Source organism: Massilia sp. UYP34 (assembly GCF_056279385.1).
In genome coordinates this window covers 55,413-71,984 of the sequence record NZ_JBWBRF010000015.1, presented here as the reverse complement: position 1 = coordinate 71,984, position 16,572 = coordinate 55,413, and the positions used below count along the sequence as shown (strand labels likewise).

The 16,572-nt window shown below is 68.4% G+C and carries 19 protein-coding genes; 8 read left to right on the top strand and 11 right to left on the bottom strand.

Going from position 1 to position 16,572, the window contains the following annotated elements; genetic code table 11:
• Positions 1 to 35: 35 nt before the first annotated feature.
• From ACZ9AQ_RS19095 to ACZ9AQ_RS19085, 3 genes are all read left to right on the top strand, one after another.
• Positions 36 to 863, top strand: coding sequence for a response regulator (locus tag ACZ9AQ_RS19095; RefSeq protein ID WP_429206289.1), 828 nt, complete (start codon positions 36 to 38; stop codon positions 861 to 863).
• A 91-nt stretch (positions 864 to 954) separates the two neighbouring features.
• Positions 955 to 1,650, top strand: a complete 696-nt coding sequence (locus ACZ9AQ_RS19090) for a TetR/AcrR family transcriptional regulator (RefSeq protein WP_429206288.1) — start codon at positions 955 to 957, stop codon at positions 1,648 to 1,650.
• 10 nt (positions 1,651 to 1,660) lie between these two features.
• On the top strand, positions 1,661 to 2,263 hold the full coding sequence (locus ACZ9AQ_RS19085; protein WP_429206287.1) for an LOG family protein: 603 nt from the start codon (positions 1,661 to 1,663) through the stop codon (positions 2,261 to 2,263).
• Here the strand turns inward: ACZ9AQ_RS19085 and ACZ9AQ_RS19080 are convergent.
• From ACZ9AQ_RS19080 to ACZ9AQ_RS19060, 5 genes are read right to left on the bottom strand one after another with little or no spacing between them, the layout of a single operon-like run.
• Positions 2,215 to 2,841 carry a YdcF family protein gene (locus ACZ9AQ_RS19080; RefSeq protein WP_429206286.1) on the bottom strand — a complete coding sequence of 209 codons (627 nt, stop codon included), beginning with the start codon at positions 2,839 to 2,841 and terminating at the stop codon, positions 2,215 to 2,217. The genes ACZ9AQ_RS19085 and ACZ9AQ_RS19080 overlap by 49 nt on opposite strands.
• 22 nt (positions 2,842 to 2,863) lie before the next feature.
• Positions 2,864 to 3,997 (bottom strand): diguanylate cyclase, encoded by a 1,134-nt coding sequence (locus ACZ9AQ_RS19075; protein WP_429206285.1) that lies wholly within the window; start codon positions 3,995 to 3,997, stop codon positions 2,864 to 2,866.
• A complete protein-coding gene (locus tag ACZ9AQ_RS19070) occupies positions 3,961 to 6,708 on the bottom strand; it encodes a bifunctional diguanylate cyclase/phosphodiesterase (protein WP_429206284.1) in 2,748 nt (915 codons plus the stop codon). The genes ACZ9AQ_RS19075 and ACZ9AQ_RS19070 overlap by 37 nt, the downstream gene beginning before the upstream one ends.
• Before the next feature lie 7 nt (positions 6,709 to 6,715).
• The gene (locus ACZ9AQ_RS19065; RefSeq protein ID WP_429206283.1) at positions 6,716 to 7,168 is read right to left on the bottom strand and encodes a phosphate ABC transporter substrate-binding protein; all 453 of its coding nucleotides are present in this window, start codon (positions 7,166 to 7,168) and stop codon (positions 6,716 to 6,718) included.
• Positions 7,168 to 8,427, bottom strand: a complete 1,260-nt coding sequence (locus tag ACZ9AQ_RS19060; RefSeq protein WP_429206282.1) for a hypothetical protein — start codon at positions 8,425 to 8,427, stop codon at positions 7,168 to 7,170. The genes ACZ9AQ_RS19065 and ACZ9AQ_RS19060 overlap by 1 nt, the downstream gene beginning before the upstream one ends.
• Positions 8,428 to 8,686: 259 nt before the next feature.
• On the opposite strand from ACZ9AQ_RS19060, the gene ACZ9AQ_RS19055 reads away from it, so the two are divergent.
• Positions 8,687 to 9,073 (top strand): hypothetical protein, encoded by a 387-nt coding sequence (locus ACZ9AQ_RS19055; protein WP_429206281.1) that lies wholly within the window; start codon positions 8,687 to 8,689, stop codon positions 9,071 to 9,073.
• Here ACZ9AQ_RS19055 and ACZ9AQ_RS19050 read toward each other — a convergent pair.
• From ACZ9AQ_RS19050 to ACZ9AQ_RS19035, 4 genes are all read right to left on the bottom strand, one after another.
• Positions 9,070 to 9,585 (bottom strand): YgjP-like metallopeptidase domain-containing protein, encoded by a 516-nt coding sequence (locus tag ACZ9AQ_RS19050; RefSeq protein WP_429206280.1) that lies wholly within the window; start codon positions 9,583 to 9,585, stop codon positions 9,070 to 9,072. The genes ACZ9AQ_RS19055 and ACZ9AQ_RS19050 overlap by 4 nt on opposite strands.
• An 83-nt stretch (positions 9,586 to 9,668) precedes the next feature.
• Positions 9,669 to 10,022, bottom strand: coding sequence for a KGG domain-containing protein (locus ACZ9AQ_RS19045; RefSeq protein WP_429206278.1), 354 nt, complete (start codon positions 10,020 to 10,022; stop codon positions 9,669 to 9,671).
• A 151-nt stretch (positions 10,023 to 10,173) separates the two neighbouring features.
• Entirely contained in the window at positions 10,174 to 10,578 is a 405-nt protein-coding gene (locus ACZ9AQ_RS19040) for a phasin family protein (RefSeq protein ID WP_429206276.1), read from the bottom strand.
• 66 nt (positions 10,579 to 10,644) lie between these two features.
• Positions 10,645 to 11,676 carry an NADP-dependent oxidoreductase gene (locus tag ACZ9AQ_RS19035; RefSeq protein ID WP_429206274.1) on the bottom strand — a complete coding sequence of 344 codons (1,032 nt, stop codon included), beginning with the start codon at positions 11,674 to 11,676 and terminating at the stop codon, positions 10,645 to 10,647.
• 115 nt (positions 11,677 to 11,791) lie between these two features.
• Between ACZ9AQ_RS19035 and ACZ9AQ_RS19030 the strand changes: the two genes are divergently transcribed.
• Positions 11,792 to 12,334 (top strand): YaeQ family protein, encoded by a 543-nt coding sequence (locus tag ACZ9AQ_RS19030; protein WP_429206272.1) that lies wholly within the window; start codon positions 11,792 to 11,794, stop codon positions 12,332 to 12,334.
• 66 nt (positions 12,335 to 12,400) lie between these two features.
• On the opposite strand, the gene ACZ9AQ_RS19025 is transcribed toward ACZ9AQ_RS19030, so the two are convergent.
• Positions 12,401 to 13,171: a head GIN domain-containing protein gene (locus ACZ9AQ_RS19025; protein ID WP_429206270.1), complete on the bottom strand. Its 771-nt coding sequence runs from the start codon at positions 13,169 to 13,171 to the stop codon at positions 12,401 to 12,403.
• Positions 13,172 to 13,351: 180 nt separating this feature from the next.
• Between ACZ9AQ_RS19025 and ACZ9AQ_RS19020 the strand changes: the two genes are divergently transcribed.
• From ACZ9AQ_RS19020 to ACZ9AQ_RS19010, 3 genes are all read left to right on the top strand, one after another.
• Positions 13,352 to 13,834 carry a DMT family transporter gene (locus ACZ9AQ_RS19020; RefSeq protein WP_429206268.1) on the top strand — a complete coding sequence of 161 codons (483 nt, stop codon included), beginning with the start codon at positions 13,352 to 13,354 and terminating at the stop codon, positions 13,832 to 13,834.
• A gap of 69 nt (positions 13,835 to 13,903) precedes the next feature.
• Positions 13,904 to 15,025, top strand: coding sequence for a type IV pilus twitching motility protein PilT (locus tag ACZ9AQ_RS19015; RefSeq protein WP_429206333.1), 1,122 nt, complete (start codon positions 13,904 to 13,906; stop codon positions 15,023 to 15,025).
• A 244-nt stretch (positions 15,026 to 15,269) separates the two neighbouring features.
• A complete protein-coding gene (locus ACZ9AQ_RS19010; protein WP_429206266.1) occupies positions 15,270 to 15,665 on the top strand; it encodes a hypothetical protein in 396 nt (131 codons plus the stop codon).
• Between the two features lie 52 nt (positions 15,666 to 15,717).
• Here ACZ9AQ_RS19010 and budC read toward each other — a convergent pair whose 3' ends face one another.
• Positions 15,718 to 16,479, bottom strand: a complete 762-nt coding sequence (gene budC / locus ACZ9AQ_RS19005) for a meso-2,3-butanediol dehydrogenase (protein WP_429206264.1) — start codon at positions 16,477 to 16,479, stop codon at positions 15,718 to 15,720.
• Positions 16,480 to 16,572: the final 93 nt, after the last annotated feature.

The window sequence follows — 16,572 nt, the reverse complement described above, 5'->3', positions numbered from 1 at the left end:
GAGTGAGGACAACACCGCATTCCCGGAGCGCCACCGTGGCCCGCATCCTCATCATCGAAGACAACCCGGCCAACATCGAGCTGATGTCGTTCCTGCTCGGCGCCTACGGACACACGCCGCTGTGCGCCTCTGATGGCCCGCGCGGCGTGGCCGCCGCGCGCAGCGAGCGCCCCGACCTGATTGCCTGCGACGTCAACCTGCCCGGCATGGACGGCTTCGCGGTGCTGGCCGCGCTCAGGACCGATCCGCAGCTTTCCGGCGTGCCGATCCTGGCCGTGACCGCGCTGGCGATGGCGGGCGACCGCGAAAAGGTGCTGGCCGCCGGCTTCGACGGCTACATCGGCAAGCCGATCGAACCGGAGAGCTTCGTCGCCGAACTCGAAGCCTTTCTGGCTGCCGCCCCGGCTGCCGCTCCGGCTGCGGCGAGCGTGCCGGCGTCCGCGCCCGCACTCGTGCCAGGTTCCGGCGCCGCGCCCGCAGGGGGCACGCTGCTGCTGGTCGACGACGACCGCTTCATGCTGGGCGTGCTGAACGACATGCTGGCCGGCCAGCCCTACCGCGTGCTCAGCGCCAGCTCGGGCGAAGAGGCGCTCGCGGTGCTCGACCACGAAGCGGTCGAGGTGATCCTGTGCGACCAGGCCATGCCCGGCATGCGCGGCACCGAAGTGCTGGCGCGCGCCGCCGAGCGTTATCCCACGACCGTGCGCCTGATGCTGTCCGGCCAGCCCGACCTCGCCGAGATCGAGGCCGCGATCGCCTGCGGCGTGGCCGACGGCCACTACGTCAAGCCGCTGGGCGCGCGCGCCCTGCGCGAACGGATCGACGAGGCCTTCCGCCTGCAGCGCCAGCGCGCGGCCGCCTGACCCGGGCCAATGGGCCGGGGGCGATCGAAAGATTCATCGAACGACCGTTCGATGTTATCCTTGCGGGAATGCACTATTAACTCCGGCCTTCATGCAACAAAAAGCTCCGCGCCGCACCCGTGAACGCATCCTCGAGCTGTCGCTCAGGCTGTTCAACGAGTTCGGCGAACCCAATATCACGACGACCGTCATTGCCGAGGAGATGAATATCTCGCCCGGCAATCTGTACTACCATTTCCGCAACAAGGACGACATCGTCAATTCGATCTTCGTCCAGTTCGAGGCGGAGATCGAGCGCGTGCTCGCGGTGCCGGCAGGGCGCCGTTCGAACATGGAAGACGTGTGGCTGTACCTGCACCATATGTTCAAGCTGATCTGGCGCTACCGTTTCTTCTACCGCGACCTGAACGACCTGCTGTCGCGCAACCGCAAGCTCGAACTGCACTTCAAGGCCATCCACGCCCACAAGATCAAGGTCGCGCGCCAGCTGTGCGAAGACCTGCGCAGCGAAGGCTCGCTCGAGGCGTCCGACCAGCAGATCGGCGCCATGGCGACCAATATGGTGGTGGTGGCGACCTACTGGCTGTCGTTCGAATACGTGCGCAACCCGCGCAAGTACAGCGAGCAGCAGGCCATCGCCGACGCGCTGGCGCGCGGCTGCTACCAGGTGCTGTCGATGGTGGGCCCCTACCTGCGCGGCGAGACCCGGGTGCTGTTCGAGAAGCTGTCCGACGACTATCTCCAAAAACTCTCGGCCGACGCCAGGCCGGGCGCCGACTTCTTCTGAGGCTGACACGATGAAAACCCTGGCCGTCTATTGCGGCGCCGCGCTCGGCGCCGATCCCCTGTACGCCGACGCCGCGCGCGCCCTCGCGCGCGCCATGGTCGAGCACAATATCGCCCTGGTCTACGGCGGCGGCAAGGTCGGCCTGATGGGCGTGATCGCCGACGAGGTGCTGCGCCTCGGCGGCGAAGCCACCGGCGTGATCCCGCGCGCGCTGGTCGAGCGCGAGGTCGGCCACGCTGGCCTGACCCGCCTGTTCGTGGTCAAGGACATGCATGAGCGCAAGGCGATGATGTCGGACCTGTCGGACGGCTTCATCGCCATGCCGGGCGGGATGGGCACCCTGGAAGAGCTGTTCGAGATGGTGACCTGGGCCCAGCTGGGCATCCACGCCAAGCCGATCGGCCTGCTCAACGTCAACGGCTTCTACGACGGCCTGCGCGCCTTCGTGCGCCACCAGGTGGCGCAAGGCTTCGTGCGGCCCGAGCACGAAGGCCTGATGCTGTCCGAGAGCGACCCCGGCGAGTTGATCCGGCGCCTGCGCGCGGCGGCGCCGGCGCCCGCCGTTCAGGCGGCGCTCGAGGCCGACGCCGAGGCCAGGGGCTTGCGCGGATAAGCGCCATAGCCGGCCAGTTCGCTCAGAAAACCGCGCTCGAGATAGCCGGGGATTTTGTCGTACTCGGCCAGCACGCGGGCGCGAAATTCCGGGTGCTCGTGCCAGCGCTCGGTCGCGATGCCGAAATAATTGACCGGGCAGCCCGCCAGCGCCAGGCCCGGCCAGTGGCGCTCGAGCGTCATCAGGTAGCGCCGCATGGCGCAGGCCTTGCCGATCGCCAGCACGCTGCGCACGCCCGCCAGGTCCATCCGCGCGGCCAGCGCGGCGCGCCCGAGCATCACGTTTTCTCCCGTATTGGCGGCCGCGGTTTCCAGCACCAGCAGCGCCGGGGGCATCCCCAGTTCGACCAGGCGCGCGCCGATCACCTCGGCCTCGGGCCGCGCGTCGCCGCGCGTGACGCCGCCCGACACCAGCAGCACGCGGAACATGCCGCGCTGCCACAGGTCGTGGGCGGCGCGGCAGAATTCCTCCACGCCGTGGCGGGTGCCGAACAGGAAGCCGACGTCGCAGGCGCGCAGCGGCACCGCGGGCATCACGTAGGCGGCAATGGCGGACAGGTCGGGGTGCATGACGCTCATTCTAGCCGGTTTCGATCGCGCTTCAGGCCACCTCGATGCGGTCGCGTCCCGCGGCCTTGGCCTGGTACAGCGCCTTGTCGGCGCGGCTGATCGCCTCGGTGAACGGCTCGCCGGTGCGCCGCTCGGCCAGGCCCGCCGAAAAACTGATGCGCCGTTGCGGGTCGAGCCCCTCGACGCGCAGCGCGTGCACGTGGTCGGCCACGCGCTCGAGCACCTGGCGCGCGTCGTGCGGCGCGGCGTCCGGCAACAGCAGCAGGAATTCCTCGCCGCCCCAGCGCGCCAGCGTGTCGCGCGCGCGCAGGGCGCCGCGTGCGGTCGCGGCGAACTCGCGCAGCACGGCGTCGCCCAGCGCGTGGCCGTGGCGGTCGTTGACCTGCTTGAAGAAATCGATGTCGAGCAGGGCCACGCAGCTGCGCGCGCCGGGCGGCTGGCGCCGTTCCTCGGCGCACAGGAGTTCGTTCATGTGGCGGCGGTTGGCCAGGGCCGTCAACTCGTCGATCGTGGCCAGGGTGCGGATGGTCGCGAGGGCTTGTTCCAGCTCCTGCTTCTTGCGTTTCATGCGCCGGCGCAGCTTGGTCATCTCGCTCGACAGCAGGGCGGTGGACAGCAGCGCCGCCGCCAGGTAGCCGAAGTTCATGGCCTCGATCTCGGGCGGGTGGCGCAGCGGGTCGGCGGCCTGCAGCCACCCCATGACGGCGCCCATGCCGCCCAGCGCGACGCTCGACAGGAACATGGTCTGGCGCGGGCGCAGGGCGATGGCGCAGAAGGCGACGATCACCACCGTCATGCACAGCAGCGCGGCGCGCATCGGCCCCGCGATCGCATACGAGGCCATGCCGCAGCCGATCGCGAACAGCGACTGCAGCATGGCCAGCGCGCCGGGCGCCAGGCCCAGTGCCGCGCTGAAGCGGATCAGGGCATAGAAGACCAGCGTGCCGCCGCCGGCGGCGGCGGCCAGCGCCAGGGCCGGCGCGCGCGGCGTGTGGCCGGCCGCCACCTGGCCGGCCAGCAGCAGGGCGCCGGCCAGGTACAGCAAGGTGGTGGCGATCCAGTAATTGAGCATGCGCCGCAGCGCGGGCTCGGCGCCGAGCAGGACGCTGGTGGTGTCGCGCGCCGGATTCACGCCACGCCCTTGCGGCTGTCGGCCAGCAGGCACGCCAGCGCCTGCGCGGGCAGCGGGCGGCTGAACAGATAGCCCTGCATCTCGTCGCAGTCATTGGCGCGCAGGAAGTCGCGCTGCTGCTCGGTCTCGACGCCCTCGGCGATCACGCGCAGGTTCAGTTTGTGACCGAGCGAGATCACGGCCAGCGCGATCGCCTGGTCGTCGGCGCGGTCGGCCAGGTCGGCAACGAAGGACTTGTCGATCTTGAGGCGGCTGATCGGGAACGATTTCAGCGCCGACAGGCTGGAGTAGCCGGTGCCGAAATCGTCGATCGAGAGCGACACGCCCATGGCCTTGAGCTCGCGCATCTTGTCCACCGAGCGGCCCAGGTCGCGCATGATCAGGCTTTCGGTCACCTCGACCTCGAGACCTTCGGGCGGCAGGCCGCTCGCGCGCAGGGCGTCGGCGATGCGCTCGACCAGGCGCTTGTCCTCGAACTGGCGCGCCGAGACGTTGACCGACATGCTGACCGGCGGCAGGCCGGCGGCGCGCCAGGCGGCGCTCTGGGCGCAGGCGGTGCGCAGCACCCATTCGCCGATCGGAACGATCAGCCCGCTCTCTTCGGCGAGGCCAATGAAGCGCTCGGGCGAAACCCGGCCCTGTTCCGGATGGTGCCAGCGGATCAGCGCCTCGACGCCGAACAGGCATCCCGAGCGCAGGTCCACCTTGGGCTGGTACAGCAGCTCGAACTGGCAGGGGCCGGCATGACCGTCGGCACAGGTGTCGAGCGCGGCGCGCAAGCCTTCCAGCAGCACCAGCTTCTCGTCGATGCTGGCGTTCATCTCGCTGGCGTAGAACTGGACGTTGTCGTTGCCCAGCTCCTTGGCGCGATACATTGCGACGTCGGCGTGCATCATCAGGGTGCTGGCGTCGACGCCGTCGCGCGGATAGACGGTCACGCCGACGCTGCAGCTGACCCGCACTTCCTGGTCCTCGACCAGCACCGGCTCGGTGACCGCCTGGCGCACCTTTTCCAGCAGCGGCGCGATCGATCCCGGCTCGCCCGACAGCGCCGGCAGCAGGATCACGAACTCGTCGCCGCCGAAGCGCGCCAGCGTGTCGCCCGCGCCCAGGCAGCGTGCCATGCGCGCGCCGACCACCTTCAGCAGGGCGTCGCCGGCGTTGTGGCCGAGGGCGTCGTTGACCAGCTTGAAGCCATCGAGGTCGATGAAGGCCAGGCCTACCGCGCCGCCGTCGCGCGCGGCGGCTCCGATCGCCTCCTCCAGGCGTTCGCGCAGCAGGCTGCGGTTGGGCAGGCCGGTCAGGTCGTCATGGTGCGCCAGGTGGCGGATTCGCCCTTCGGCCAGCTTGCGTTCGGTGATGTCGCGCACGATCGCCACCACGCCGCCCTCGACCGCGACCGCCTGGCGGTACAGCCAGCGTTCGCCCCGCGGCAGCGGGCGCGCCAGCCATTCGGTTTCGCGCGCGACGCCGCTCAGCGCCACCGCGGCCAGGTCGGCGAAGATGCCGGCGCTGAAGGCCCCGGGCAGCATCACCGACATGCGCTGGCCGGTGAGCTGCTCCTTGCGCAGGCCCGTGAGCTGCTCGGCGCGGCTGTTGGTGGTGACGATGGTGAAGTCGGCCACGCGCCCATGCTGATCCATGATGCTGCGCAGGACGAAGAACGCGTCCGGGCTGGCCTCGGATGCGGCCGCATAGGTCTCCTGGGCCTGGCGCTCGCGCCGGCGCGCCTTGGCCAGCTGCCAGGACCAGGCGCTGACCAGGATCACCACCGCCACCAGCAGGGCGCTGCCGGCGCCTGCGCCCAGCAGCCAGGCGCGCCGCTGCTGGCCAAATCGCGCCATCTGTTCGGTTTCCGACAGCCCGGCCACCGCCAGCAGCGGGAAGCCGCCCAGCGGCCGGCTGGTGGTGTAGCGCGTCTGGCCATCGATGCGGCAGGTGCGCAGGTTGATCATGTCCGTGGGGTCGACCGCGTAGGCCTGGCCCCAGGAGACCTGTTCGCCGATACGCAGCGCGCGCACCACGCCATCGACGCCGACCAGGCCGAGCAGGCCGCGCTCGCCCTGGCGCGAGCGTTCGTACGAGCTGGTGAAATAGGCCGGGTCGACCGCGACCACGGCCACGCCGGCGAAGCGGCCGGCGGCGTCGTCGATGCGGCGCGTGAAATGCAAGTGCGGTTCGCTGGCGCCCGGATGGACGATGGCGTGGCTCACGTAGGGCAGGTCTTGCTGGTGATGGCGGTGGAACTCGAAGTAGCCGGCGCCGGACAGGTCGCGCGGGCCGACGTCCGGGTTGCTGGCCACCACGCGCCCGTGGCGGTCGGTGATCTCGACCTGGAACACCAGGCCGGGCGGCAGCAGGCCCTTGGCCGCCAGCGCCGACAGCGCGCCGCCGGCGCCGCTCTGCTCGACCGCGTATTTCAGCACGCGCAGGGTCTGGTCGATGTTGCTCAGGCTGCGCGCCATCTGCGCCTCGTAGGTGTCGAGCAGCTCGTGGGTGGCGTTGCGCGCGGCCCCTTCCGCGGCGCGGCGTTCCGCCTCGATCACATGCAGGGTGCCGAACCACATGGCGCCGAGCAGGCACAGGGCGAACAGCGGCAGCGAGATGTGGGTCTCGAGCGCGAGGGCGAGCCAGCGCGCGGGCGTGCCGCGACGCGCCCGCGCACGGGAGGCGGTCGACGCCGCCGCCGTGGCCGCCGCCGTGGCCGCCGCTGCGGCCGGCGTGGTGGACGCGAGCGTGTTCATCGCATCCTCACGGCAGCACCAGCACGGCGCGCACCGAGGCGTCGAGCGCGTCGCGCTCGATATAGCCGATCATCGCCGGATTCCCGGCCACCAGGCGACGCACGCCGGCGTCCCCGCTGGCTTCGCGCGGCGGCTGGCCGCGGCCGGTGAACACCATCTTCGACCAGTGCGCCTTGAGCAGGGCCGGCGTCTTGCCGGTGACTTCGCGGTAGAAGCTGTCGCGCTGCGCCGCGCCGAGCTGCTGGTCGACCGCGACCGCCCGGGTGCCGTCCGGGAAGCGGCTGGCATGGCCGAGGAAGATCGCCGCCACCTGGTGGGCATCGATGGCCGCCACCTGGCTGCGGTTGGAGACCACCACCACCAGTTCGGCCGACGCGTTGGCGGCGGCCAGGCCAAGGGCGAGGGCGAGGGCGGCGGGGATGCGCCGCAAGGATGGGAAGGGGCGGGAGTGCGCGCGCATCAGAACACGAAATCCATGGCCACGCTGCCGACGTGCACCGCGCGGTCGGGACGCAGGTCGGGCTGGTTGTTGATCAGGGTGCCGCGCGAGCCCTGGCGCGGACGCACCCGGTCGAGCTGCAGCTTGAGCGCGATATTGGTCGCCGCATCCCAGCGCAGGCCGGCGCTCCAGGTGGACTGCACCGGGATCGCCGCCAGGAAGCCATTCAGGCCGGCATTGATACGGACGGCCGCCGCGGCCAGCGCCGGCGGCAAGCCGTCCAGCGGCAGGCCGGGATCGCGGGTCGGGACGTCGGCGCGCACCTGGGCATACCCGGCATAGGGCGTCAGTGCGCCGCGGCGCAGGCCCGCGCCGACATACAGCGAGGTGCCGCCGCCCAGCAGCGAGTCGGTGCGGGTACGCCCGCACTCGGCCGTCACGAACCAGGCGCCCGGATCGACGCTCATGCCGATGCTGACCATCGAAACGCGCTTGTTCGTGATCTCGTAGCGGTCGGCCAGCGCGTCGCCGGCCGGCTTGATGCCGCGCAGGCCGACGATCAGCTCTTCTCCGATGGCGGTGTGCAGGCGTCCGCTGGCGGCCGACAGGCGCGCGCTGACGGCGCCGCGCTCGATGCTGTGCGACAGGCCGACGATGTCGTCGGCCTTGATGCGCAGCCCGTTGCGCAGGCGTTGGTTGGTGCGGCCGACGAATGCCTGGGTGGCGTGCAGCACCGAACCCGTGCCCCAGCGCCAGGTGGCGTCCAGGCCGTCGCTGCTGGAAATCGGCAGGGCACCATAGACCTCGACCGGCGTGCGCACCCAGGCAATCGTGTAGCCGACCTTGCGCGAATCGGCGCCGAGGAAGACGGGCAGGGCGATGCGGCCGGCGCGCACGGCCAGGTCGGGCGTCAGCTGGTACTTCACGTTGGCCCATTCGAGCTGGGGCGCATGGCTGCCGTCCGGCCGTTGCTCGCTGATCACCTGCAGCACACCCGACCAGGCGCCCAGATGGAGGTCGAACTGGGCGCCGAGGCGGCTGTCGACGTCCGGACTCCAGGCCCGCGTGTAGCCGGCGCCGTCGGCGCGCAGCACCGACGAGGTGAAGTCGGCGCTGCGCGAGTCGGCATACACCATGCCGAGCGTGCCGAAGCCGGACAGCTTCCATGCGCGCAAGGCCGCCTCGGCCGGCGCTTCGGCGCCGCGGGCGTGAGAGGACAGGAAGGCGAGCGCGCACGTAGCGAACGCGGCGGACACGCGCCTGGTATGTTGCTGAACCATGAGATGTGAGTGGCCGGAGGCTGGAAAGGCCTTGGGATGACGACAATTCCGAGTTTTCAGACTGTATCGGAGCCGGTTCACGAAGTCGAGTGACCGGCGGTTATAAATTTACTTGAACAAAACGTTCGTTGTTGCTGGGCAACGATTGCGGGTGGCTGCGGCGGCGCGGGTAGCGGACAGGCGCTCTGAGCGAAAACGGGCTAGGATGACAGGATGGCATGCCGCCACTTTGCGAGAGGTTGGAATGAAGCCCTTGTCGATGATCATCCTTGCTACCCTGGCGGCGATCGTCGCCAGGCCGGCGCCCGCCGCGGACGCGGCGTTCTGCAGCGCGATGTGCGCCTCCGAGCAGCGCGAATGCCGCGCCAGCGCCCAGGCGCTGCCGCTGGAACAACGGCTGATGGGGGCCAATGTGGAGCACCGCAATCCGCTGGCGCGCACCGTCCAGGGTGCGGTACCGGCCCAGGCGAGCCGCGCGCTCGATGCCGCCGGCGACGACGGGCGCCGGATGGCGCGCCTTGGCGCCTGCGACACGGCGCTCCAGCGCTGCACGCGCACATGCGCCGCGCAGTCGGATGAGGCGCAAAGCGCGCCGCTGCGTCAGGCGCCAGTGTCACCGGCGGCATCGAGCGCGCAGTCGGGCTAGTCGCCGCCCCACAAGCGCTCGCCCGACAGGTCGAGCCAGGTCAGGTACAGGCGCACGTCGAACTCGAGCTGGTGGTAATCCGGCTCCATCCAGCGGCACAATTGGTAGAACGCCTTGTCGTGTTCCTTTTCCTTCAGGTGCGCCAGTTCGTGCACGGCGATCATGCGCAGGAAGGGCAGCGGCGCGTCGCGGAACAGGCTGGCGATGCGGATCTCGTGCTTGGCCTTCAGGCGCGAGCCCTGGACCCGGGAAATGGCGGTGTGCAGGCCCAGCGCATGCTGGATCACCTGGATCTTGCTGTCGAAGGAGACCTTCGAGACCGGCGCGGCCTGGCGCAGGTAATCGACCTTCAGATCTTGCACATAGTCGTACAGGGCGCGATCGGTGCGGATGCCGTGCGGCTCGGGATAGCGGCGGCGCAAGGTGTCGCCAAGGCGGTTCTGTTCGATCAGCCCGCTGACCTGGGCTTGCAGGGTGTCCGGGTAGGCGGTCAGGTATTTCAGGGTAGGCATAAGCCCGGCAATGTACCACAGGGGCAGGCCCGTCGGGCGGGCCGCGCCGGGACCGCCCTGTGGACAGTCGGCAGCCAGCCGCGCTAGCTTTCGTCTCCCTGGCGATTGCCCTTTTGCGACGCCGCCGCCGCCGCGGCCGCCGCGGCCGCCGCGCGCTGGGCCGATTGCCGGCTTTCGCCGCCCTTGCGGCCGATGTCGGCCATATGGGCCCGGTTGCGGCTCACGGCCTCGCCGCCTTTCTGGCCGGCGCGGCGCGCTTCTTCGGAATCGAATTCGTGCGCCGTGCCTTTCTGGTGGGCCGCCTGGCCGCCCTTGCTGGCGATCTCGCGCTGCTGGTTCTGGTCCATCGCCGCAAAGCCGCGCTTGGCGGGCGGTCCGCTCTTCTGGGCACTGCCCTGACTGCTGCTCTTTCCTTCGTTCTCCTTGCTGGTCGCCATGTCGATCTCCTTGTGCCCGGGGGGCTGTCAGTTGTAGAGGCTGTACGCTATGCATGAACGCACTTGGAGCCATCTCAGGCTGCGCTCGTGCGTTTAGAGAAACGTGGTGAGCGTTAGTTCCGCCCCGTCGCCACACGGGGCGCCGGCCCGCTCAGGCGGAACGTTTCGCAGGCGCCGGCGCCAGTGCGGCTGCGTGGCCGAGGCCGGTCTGGGCCTCGGCCATCACGCCCATCAGGCCCTGCTGCCAGGCGCGCACGTGTTCGCCCAGCGGCTGCCAGCCACGCATCGCGGTGGGAGCCAGTTGCAGGGGATCGGTGCAGGCGGCGAGCTGGCGCTCGGTGTCGAGCGCCGTCTCGACCAGGTGGCGCGCCATCTGCAGGTTCAGCTCGGTCACGCGCGCCAGCAGCTCATGGCTGTGCTGCGACAGCGTCGCCAGCGCGCCCACCTGCGTGCCCAACTGGGCCGCCAGCTGGGCTTGCAGCGGCGTGGCCAGTTGCGGACTGAACGGGCCCTGCGGCGCCGGGTTGGCGAAGAATTGTTCGAAAAGGGACAGCATGGCCGGCTCCATGAAAGAAGGGCGGTGGCCCGGACCTGTACGACCATGGAGGCGGCGACAAGTTCTTCAGGCGTCCGCCACTTTCAGCACCAGCTTGCCGAGGTTGCGGCCTTCGAACAGCATCAGGAGCGCTTGCGGGAACTGCTCGAAGCCGTCGACCACGTGTTCATGGCTCTGGATCGCGCCCTGCTTGAGCCATTCGCCGAGCTGGGCCACGGCTTCGGGATAGCGCGCCGCGTAGTCGAACACGACCATGCCTTCCATGCGCGCGCGATTGACCAGCAGCGCCAGGTAGTTGGCCGGGCCCTTCACCGGCGCGGTCGCGTTGTACTGCGAGATCGCGCCGCAGATCACGATGCGCGCCTTCATGTTGATGCGGGTGAGGACGGCGTCGAGGATCTCGCCGCCGACGTTGTCGAAATAGACGTCGACGCCCTGCGGGCAATGCTGCCTGAGCGCGGCGCCGAGCTGGCCGGCCTTGTAGTCGATGCAGGCGTCGAAGCCGAGACGGTCGACGACGAAGGCGCACTTGTCAAACCCGCCGGCGATGCCGACCACGCGGCAGCCCATCTGCCTGGCGAGCTGGCCCACGGCCATGCCGACCGCGCCGGCCGCGCCCGACACCACCACCGTCTCGCCGGCCCTGGCCTGGCCGACCTCGCGCAGGCCGAAGTACGCCGTCATGCCGGGCATGCCCAGCAGGTTGAGCCAGGCCGTCAGGTGACCCGCTTGCGGATCGATCCTGGCCAGGTTGGCGCTCTTGTCGTCGGCCGGGCCGGACCAGTAGCGCTGCACGCCGGTGCCGCCCATCACGTAGTCGCCCACGGCGAAGCGGTCCGAGCGCGAGGCCACCACCACGCCGACGCCGCCGGCGCGCATGACTTCGCCGATCGCCACCGGACGGATATACGATCTGCCTTCGTTCATCCAGCCGCGCATGGCGGGATCGAGCGACAGGTACAGGACCTTGACCACGACCTCGCCTTCGCCCGGTTCGGGCACGGCCTGTTCGTGGAACCGCCAGTCTTCGCGCCTGGGCAGCCCGACCGGGCGCGCGGCAAGCAGGAACTGCTGGTTCGGAGGAAAAGCATTGGTCATCGCGATCTCCATGTTCGGTGAGACGGCCAGTCTATACCGGCGGGGAACCCGGCAGTCGCCGCGCATGCGACAATAGCGGGTTTTCATCCTCCAGCACACACGAGCGCACGCAACAATGGCTATCAAAGCGACCATCTACAAGGCCGACCTGTCGATCGCCGACATGGACCGGAACTACTATCAGGAGCATAGCCTGACCATCGCCCGGCATCCGTCCGAGACCGAAGAACGCGTGATGATCCGCCTGCTGGCCTTCGCCCTGCACGCCGACCCTGCGCTCGCCTACGGCAAGGACTTGTTCGACGTCGAGGAGCCGGCGCTGTGGCTGAAGGACCTGACCGGCGCCATCCAGACCTGGATCGAGGTCGGCCAGCCGGACGAGAAGCGCCTGCTGAAGGCCGCCGGCCGCGCCGAAAAAGTGGTGGTGTACAGCTACAGCGCGACCAGCGCCATCTGGTTCAAGGGCCTGGCGGGCAAGATCGAGCGCGCGAAGAACGTCAGCGTGATCAACATCCCGTCCGAGATCAGCGCGCAACTGGAAAAGATGGCGCAGCGTTCGATGCAGCTGCAGTGCACGATCCAGGACGGCCAGATATGGCTGACCGACGGCGCGGACACGGTGCAGGTCGAGCGCGAAGTGCTGCGCGGCGCGCTTTAAGCGCCTGTCCAAGGAGCCTGTCCCGGCAGGCGCCGCTTTGCCGATCAGTGCGCGCCGCTTTCCCGGTCAGTGCGGCGCGTCGCCCAGCCGGCGCGACTTGCCCGAGCCGGCGACCGAGGTGCGCAGCTGCGGGTCGCCGTAGTACTTGACGTCGCCGGATCCGGCGATCGACATGCTCAGTTCTTTTTTGGCCCAGACCGTCACGTCGCCCGAGCCGGCCACGCTGACGCTGGCGCTGTCGGCCGCGACCTTGCCCAGGTCGACATTGCCGGAACCCCCGATCGACACCGACACGTCGCGCGCCTTGCCGCCGTTGGCGCGGAAATCGCCGCTGCCGCCGACGCTGACCGAGACCTTGTCGGCGTCCAGGCTGGCGATGCGCATCTTGCCCGAGCCGCCCAGGTTGAAGCGCAGGTTCGGGGCGCGCAGCGCCTCGGCATCGATGGTGCCCGAGCCGCCCAGCGACAGGCGCTCGATCTGGCGCGCGTTGACGACGATTTTCATGGTGCGCGCACGCAAATTCATATTGCGCTTCGTTGGCCGGATGCGCAGCACGCCGTCGTCGACCTCGGTCTCGATCAGGTGTTGCAGGTTGTCGTCGGTCTCGATCGTGATGCCCTCGGTAGTGCCCATGCGTAGTTCCAGCTGGGCCGGCAGCTCGAGCGCGATGCCGGTGAAACGCTCGACCTGGCGCGCCTGGCGCGTCACGCTGCCGCTGCCTTCGACTTTTTCGCCGCCGAACGGCCAGGCCATGGCGGGCGCCGGCGCGGCGGCGCAGGCGAGGGTGGCGGCCACCAGCAGGGTGCGCACGGCAAGGGATGGTTGAAAGGCTGGCATCGTAGACTCCGTGAATCGTTGGTATGGCAGCCATCCTAGCGAGCCGGGCGGATCCGCAAGCGCCGTTTGCGACGAATTGCAGCTTGCCGGGGATGAAATGCACGAGTACGCGACGGGGCGTGCCGACGCGCCGGCCCGGAATGCACTAGAATCGTGCGTTTTTTGCCAGGACGTACCGAGATGAACCTGATTTTATTGGCGGCGGCCTTCTGCATCGGCGTGGCGATGTCGGCGCAGGCCGCGGTGAACAGCCAGCTGGCCCATTCGATCGGGGCCAATTCGATCATGGCGGCGCTGATCTCGTTCAGTTGCGGCACGGCGGCGCTGCTCGCAATGGCGCTGGCCAAGGGCGGCGTGGCCGGCCTGGGGACGACCCTGGCGGCGCTGCCGTCGCAGCCGGCCTGGAAATTCCTGGGCGGCTTCATGGGCGCGGCGTTCGTGCTCGGCACCGTGTTCCTGGCGCCGCGCATCGGCCTCTTGACGCTGGTGGTGCTGGTGATCGCCGGCCAGCTGCTCAGTTCGTTGGCGATCGACCATTTCGGGCTGATCAACATGGCCAGGCGCGAGGTGTCGCCGGCGCGTCTGTGCGGTGCGCTGGTGGTGGCCCTGGGCGTGATCATCACGGTGTTTGGCGACCGCATTGTTGCGAGTTTTTCACGCTGACGATATTTTTACTCTGGTGCAACATTCCAGTTCTATAATGCCTGGAACGTGTTTTCTCCTTGCCGCCAGATGGAATACCACCAGTCCTCGCAGATCCCCACACTTTCGTACATCGAAAACGAAGACCACCCGGTGTTCGAGACCCTGGTGCAGCAGATCCTGCACCTGCTGAACTCCAAGCTCGTGTTCTCGGACATCATCATCCATCAAAACAGCCCGCTGATGCTGCGCCAGCCGAAAGGCCTGGTGGCGGTGACCGACTCGCCGATCACGAAGGAAGAACTGGAAGAGTTCTTCGATGTGATCGAGCCGAACTGGCCGCAGCGCATCGCCTCGCGCGCCTTCGACCGTTCGATCGACCTGCATACGGCGCGCATCCGCGCCAACTGTTTCCGCTTCCAGGGCGGCAAGCGCATCGGGTGCGTGATCCGGCGCTTTCCGAAGGAGCCGATTGCGCTGGGCGAACTCGGCCTGTGGGATGACGAGCGCGAGTTTGCGCAGCTGACCAGCGGGCTGGTGCTGATCATCGGCGACACCTGCCAGGGCAAGTCCACCACCATCGCCTCGATCCTGGACGAGATCAACCGGCAGCGCTCGGGGCACATCATCACCATCGAGGATCCGGTCGAGACCTTGATCCCGCAGCGCAGGTGCATCATCACGCAGCGCGAGGTGGGCGAGGATGGCGACGTCGAGAGTTACTACCTCGGGGCGCTGGACGCGCTGCGCGAGCGCCCGGACGTGATCATGATCGGCGAGATCCGCGATGCGCAGACGGCGCAGGAGGCGCTGGCGCTGGCCGAGTCGGGGCCGCTGGTGCTGGCGACCCTGCATGCGCGCTCGACCGAGCTCGGCTTGCAGAAGATGTTGCGCCTGCTGGGCAATTCGGAGGCGCAGGCGCAGGCCCTGGCGCATGCGCTGCGCGGTGTCCTGTGCCAGGCCCTGCTGCCGTCGGTCGAGGGCAACCGCTACTATCTGGCGACCGAATGCCTGACGCCGGGTCCGGCGGTCGTGCGGATGCTCGAGACCGGGGATCTGGGCGGCATCCGGGCCCAGCTGAACAAGGGGATCGATGCCGGCTGCCACACGATGAATGCTTCGCTCGAGGGGCTGCTGGCGGCGCACAAGGTGCGGGTCGAGGATGCGCGCAATGCGACCACGGATCGGATAGCGTTCGCTGACATGGTTTGATCGATCCAGGAATCAGTTGTGGCCTATCGTGAATTGCGTCACGCGTGAAGTGTTCAATGCACGTCATTTGCGGCGCTCAGGCCCGGCGGCGAATGCGAAGGAACATGCACGGCGTGCAGCCATTCCAGCGCTGTTAGCGGCCAGTGCCACCAAGGAGCGCTGCGATAAGGACGATGTGATAAGCTGCCCCGAAATCCCGTTTGGGCCAGGAGGTTGAAGGCGCGGGATCAGGAAACACTGGCCGATGCTGAGGGCTCCGATGGGCAGAACCGCTTCGCGCATGAGATTGATTGCATCGTGTTTCGTCATTGCAGTCGCCTTCACCTACCTGTCGCTGATCGTGCCAGGACGCGTCGAAGCGGTTTGCGGCAATCTGGGCACGCCGATCCATTGCCTGGTGCTCGCCTATGGGTTTCCGCTGCCATTTCTTGCAGATAGCCAGGGGACATCGCCGCTCGGCTCGGTGGCCAGAGACCCTTTGTCGATATTGATCGGTCTGGACGATGTCCTGTGGCCACGGCTGGGTTTGACGTTCTTGTTCTGGGTGCTCCTGGTCGCAATCAGCACATTGGCGTGGCGGCGCTGCATGCGAAGACGCGAGAGAGCGAAAAGCTTCGCTCCTCCAAAAAAACTCTTCTGAGCTGTTTATCCCATTACTGCGCGTGGCATGACAAGGTCTTGGGTAAAGAGGCTTACTGCGGTGGCTGTCCGTTCGACGCCATCAACCCCGCATCCACCGGCAGGTTCACGCCGGTAATCAGGCGCGCATCCTCGCTCGCCAGGAACGCCATCGCCGCCGCCACGCCCTCCGGATCCTCCGGCGCGCCGAGCGGCATGCGTTCCCTGAACTTGGCCACCAGCTCGGGGTCGCTCACCATGTCCTCGGTCATCCCGGTTTTCGTGAAGCTCGGATTGACCGCGTTCACCCGCACGCCGTCCTTCGCGGCATCCATCGCCATCGCCCGCACCATATTGCTGACGGCGCCCTTGGACGTGTTGTAGGCAAACAGATTCCAGTCGCCGCCGAGCCCGGACACCGACGAGGTCATGACGATTGCGCCGCGCACCTTCACGAGTTCGGGCATCGCCGCCTTGGCCATGTGATAGTAGCCGCCGACATTGACCGCCATGACGCGTTCGAAGTCTTCTTCGCTGGTCTGCGTGATGTCGCCTTCGGTGGCCATGCCGGCGTTGTTGATCAGGATATGCAGGCCGCCGAAGCGCTCGACGGCCGCCTGGACGGCGGCGGTCGCGGTCTCCCTGGCGGCGGTGTCGCCAACCTGCATGAGAACGCGGTCCTGGGGCAGGCCGGAGGCAGCCTGCTTCAGCGTGTCGCCATCGATATCAAGCATCACGACGCGCGCGCCTTCATCGAGGAAGCGGCGGGCGGCCGCCAGGCCAATGCCGGAGGCCGCACCGGTGACCAGCACGGTCTTTTCATTAAAACGGTTCATGCTTATCCTTTCGGGCCGGCTCAGGGCGGCGCGGGCGCGCAGGCCGCCAAATTGAGCCTGATCGGTTCACGGAAAAAGTTGGTCACGACGATA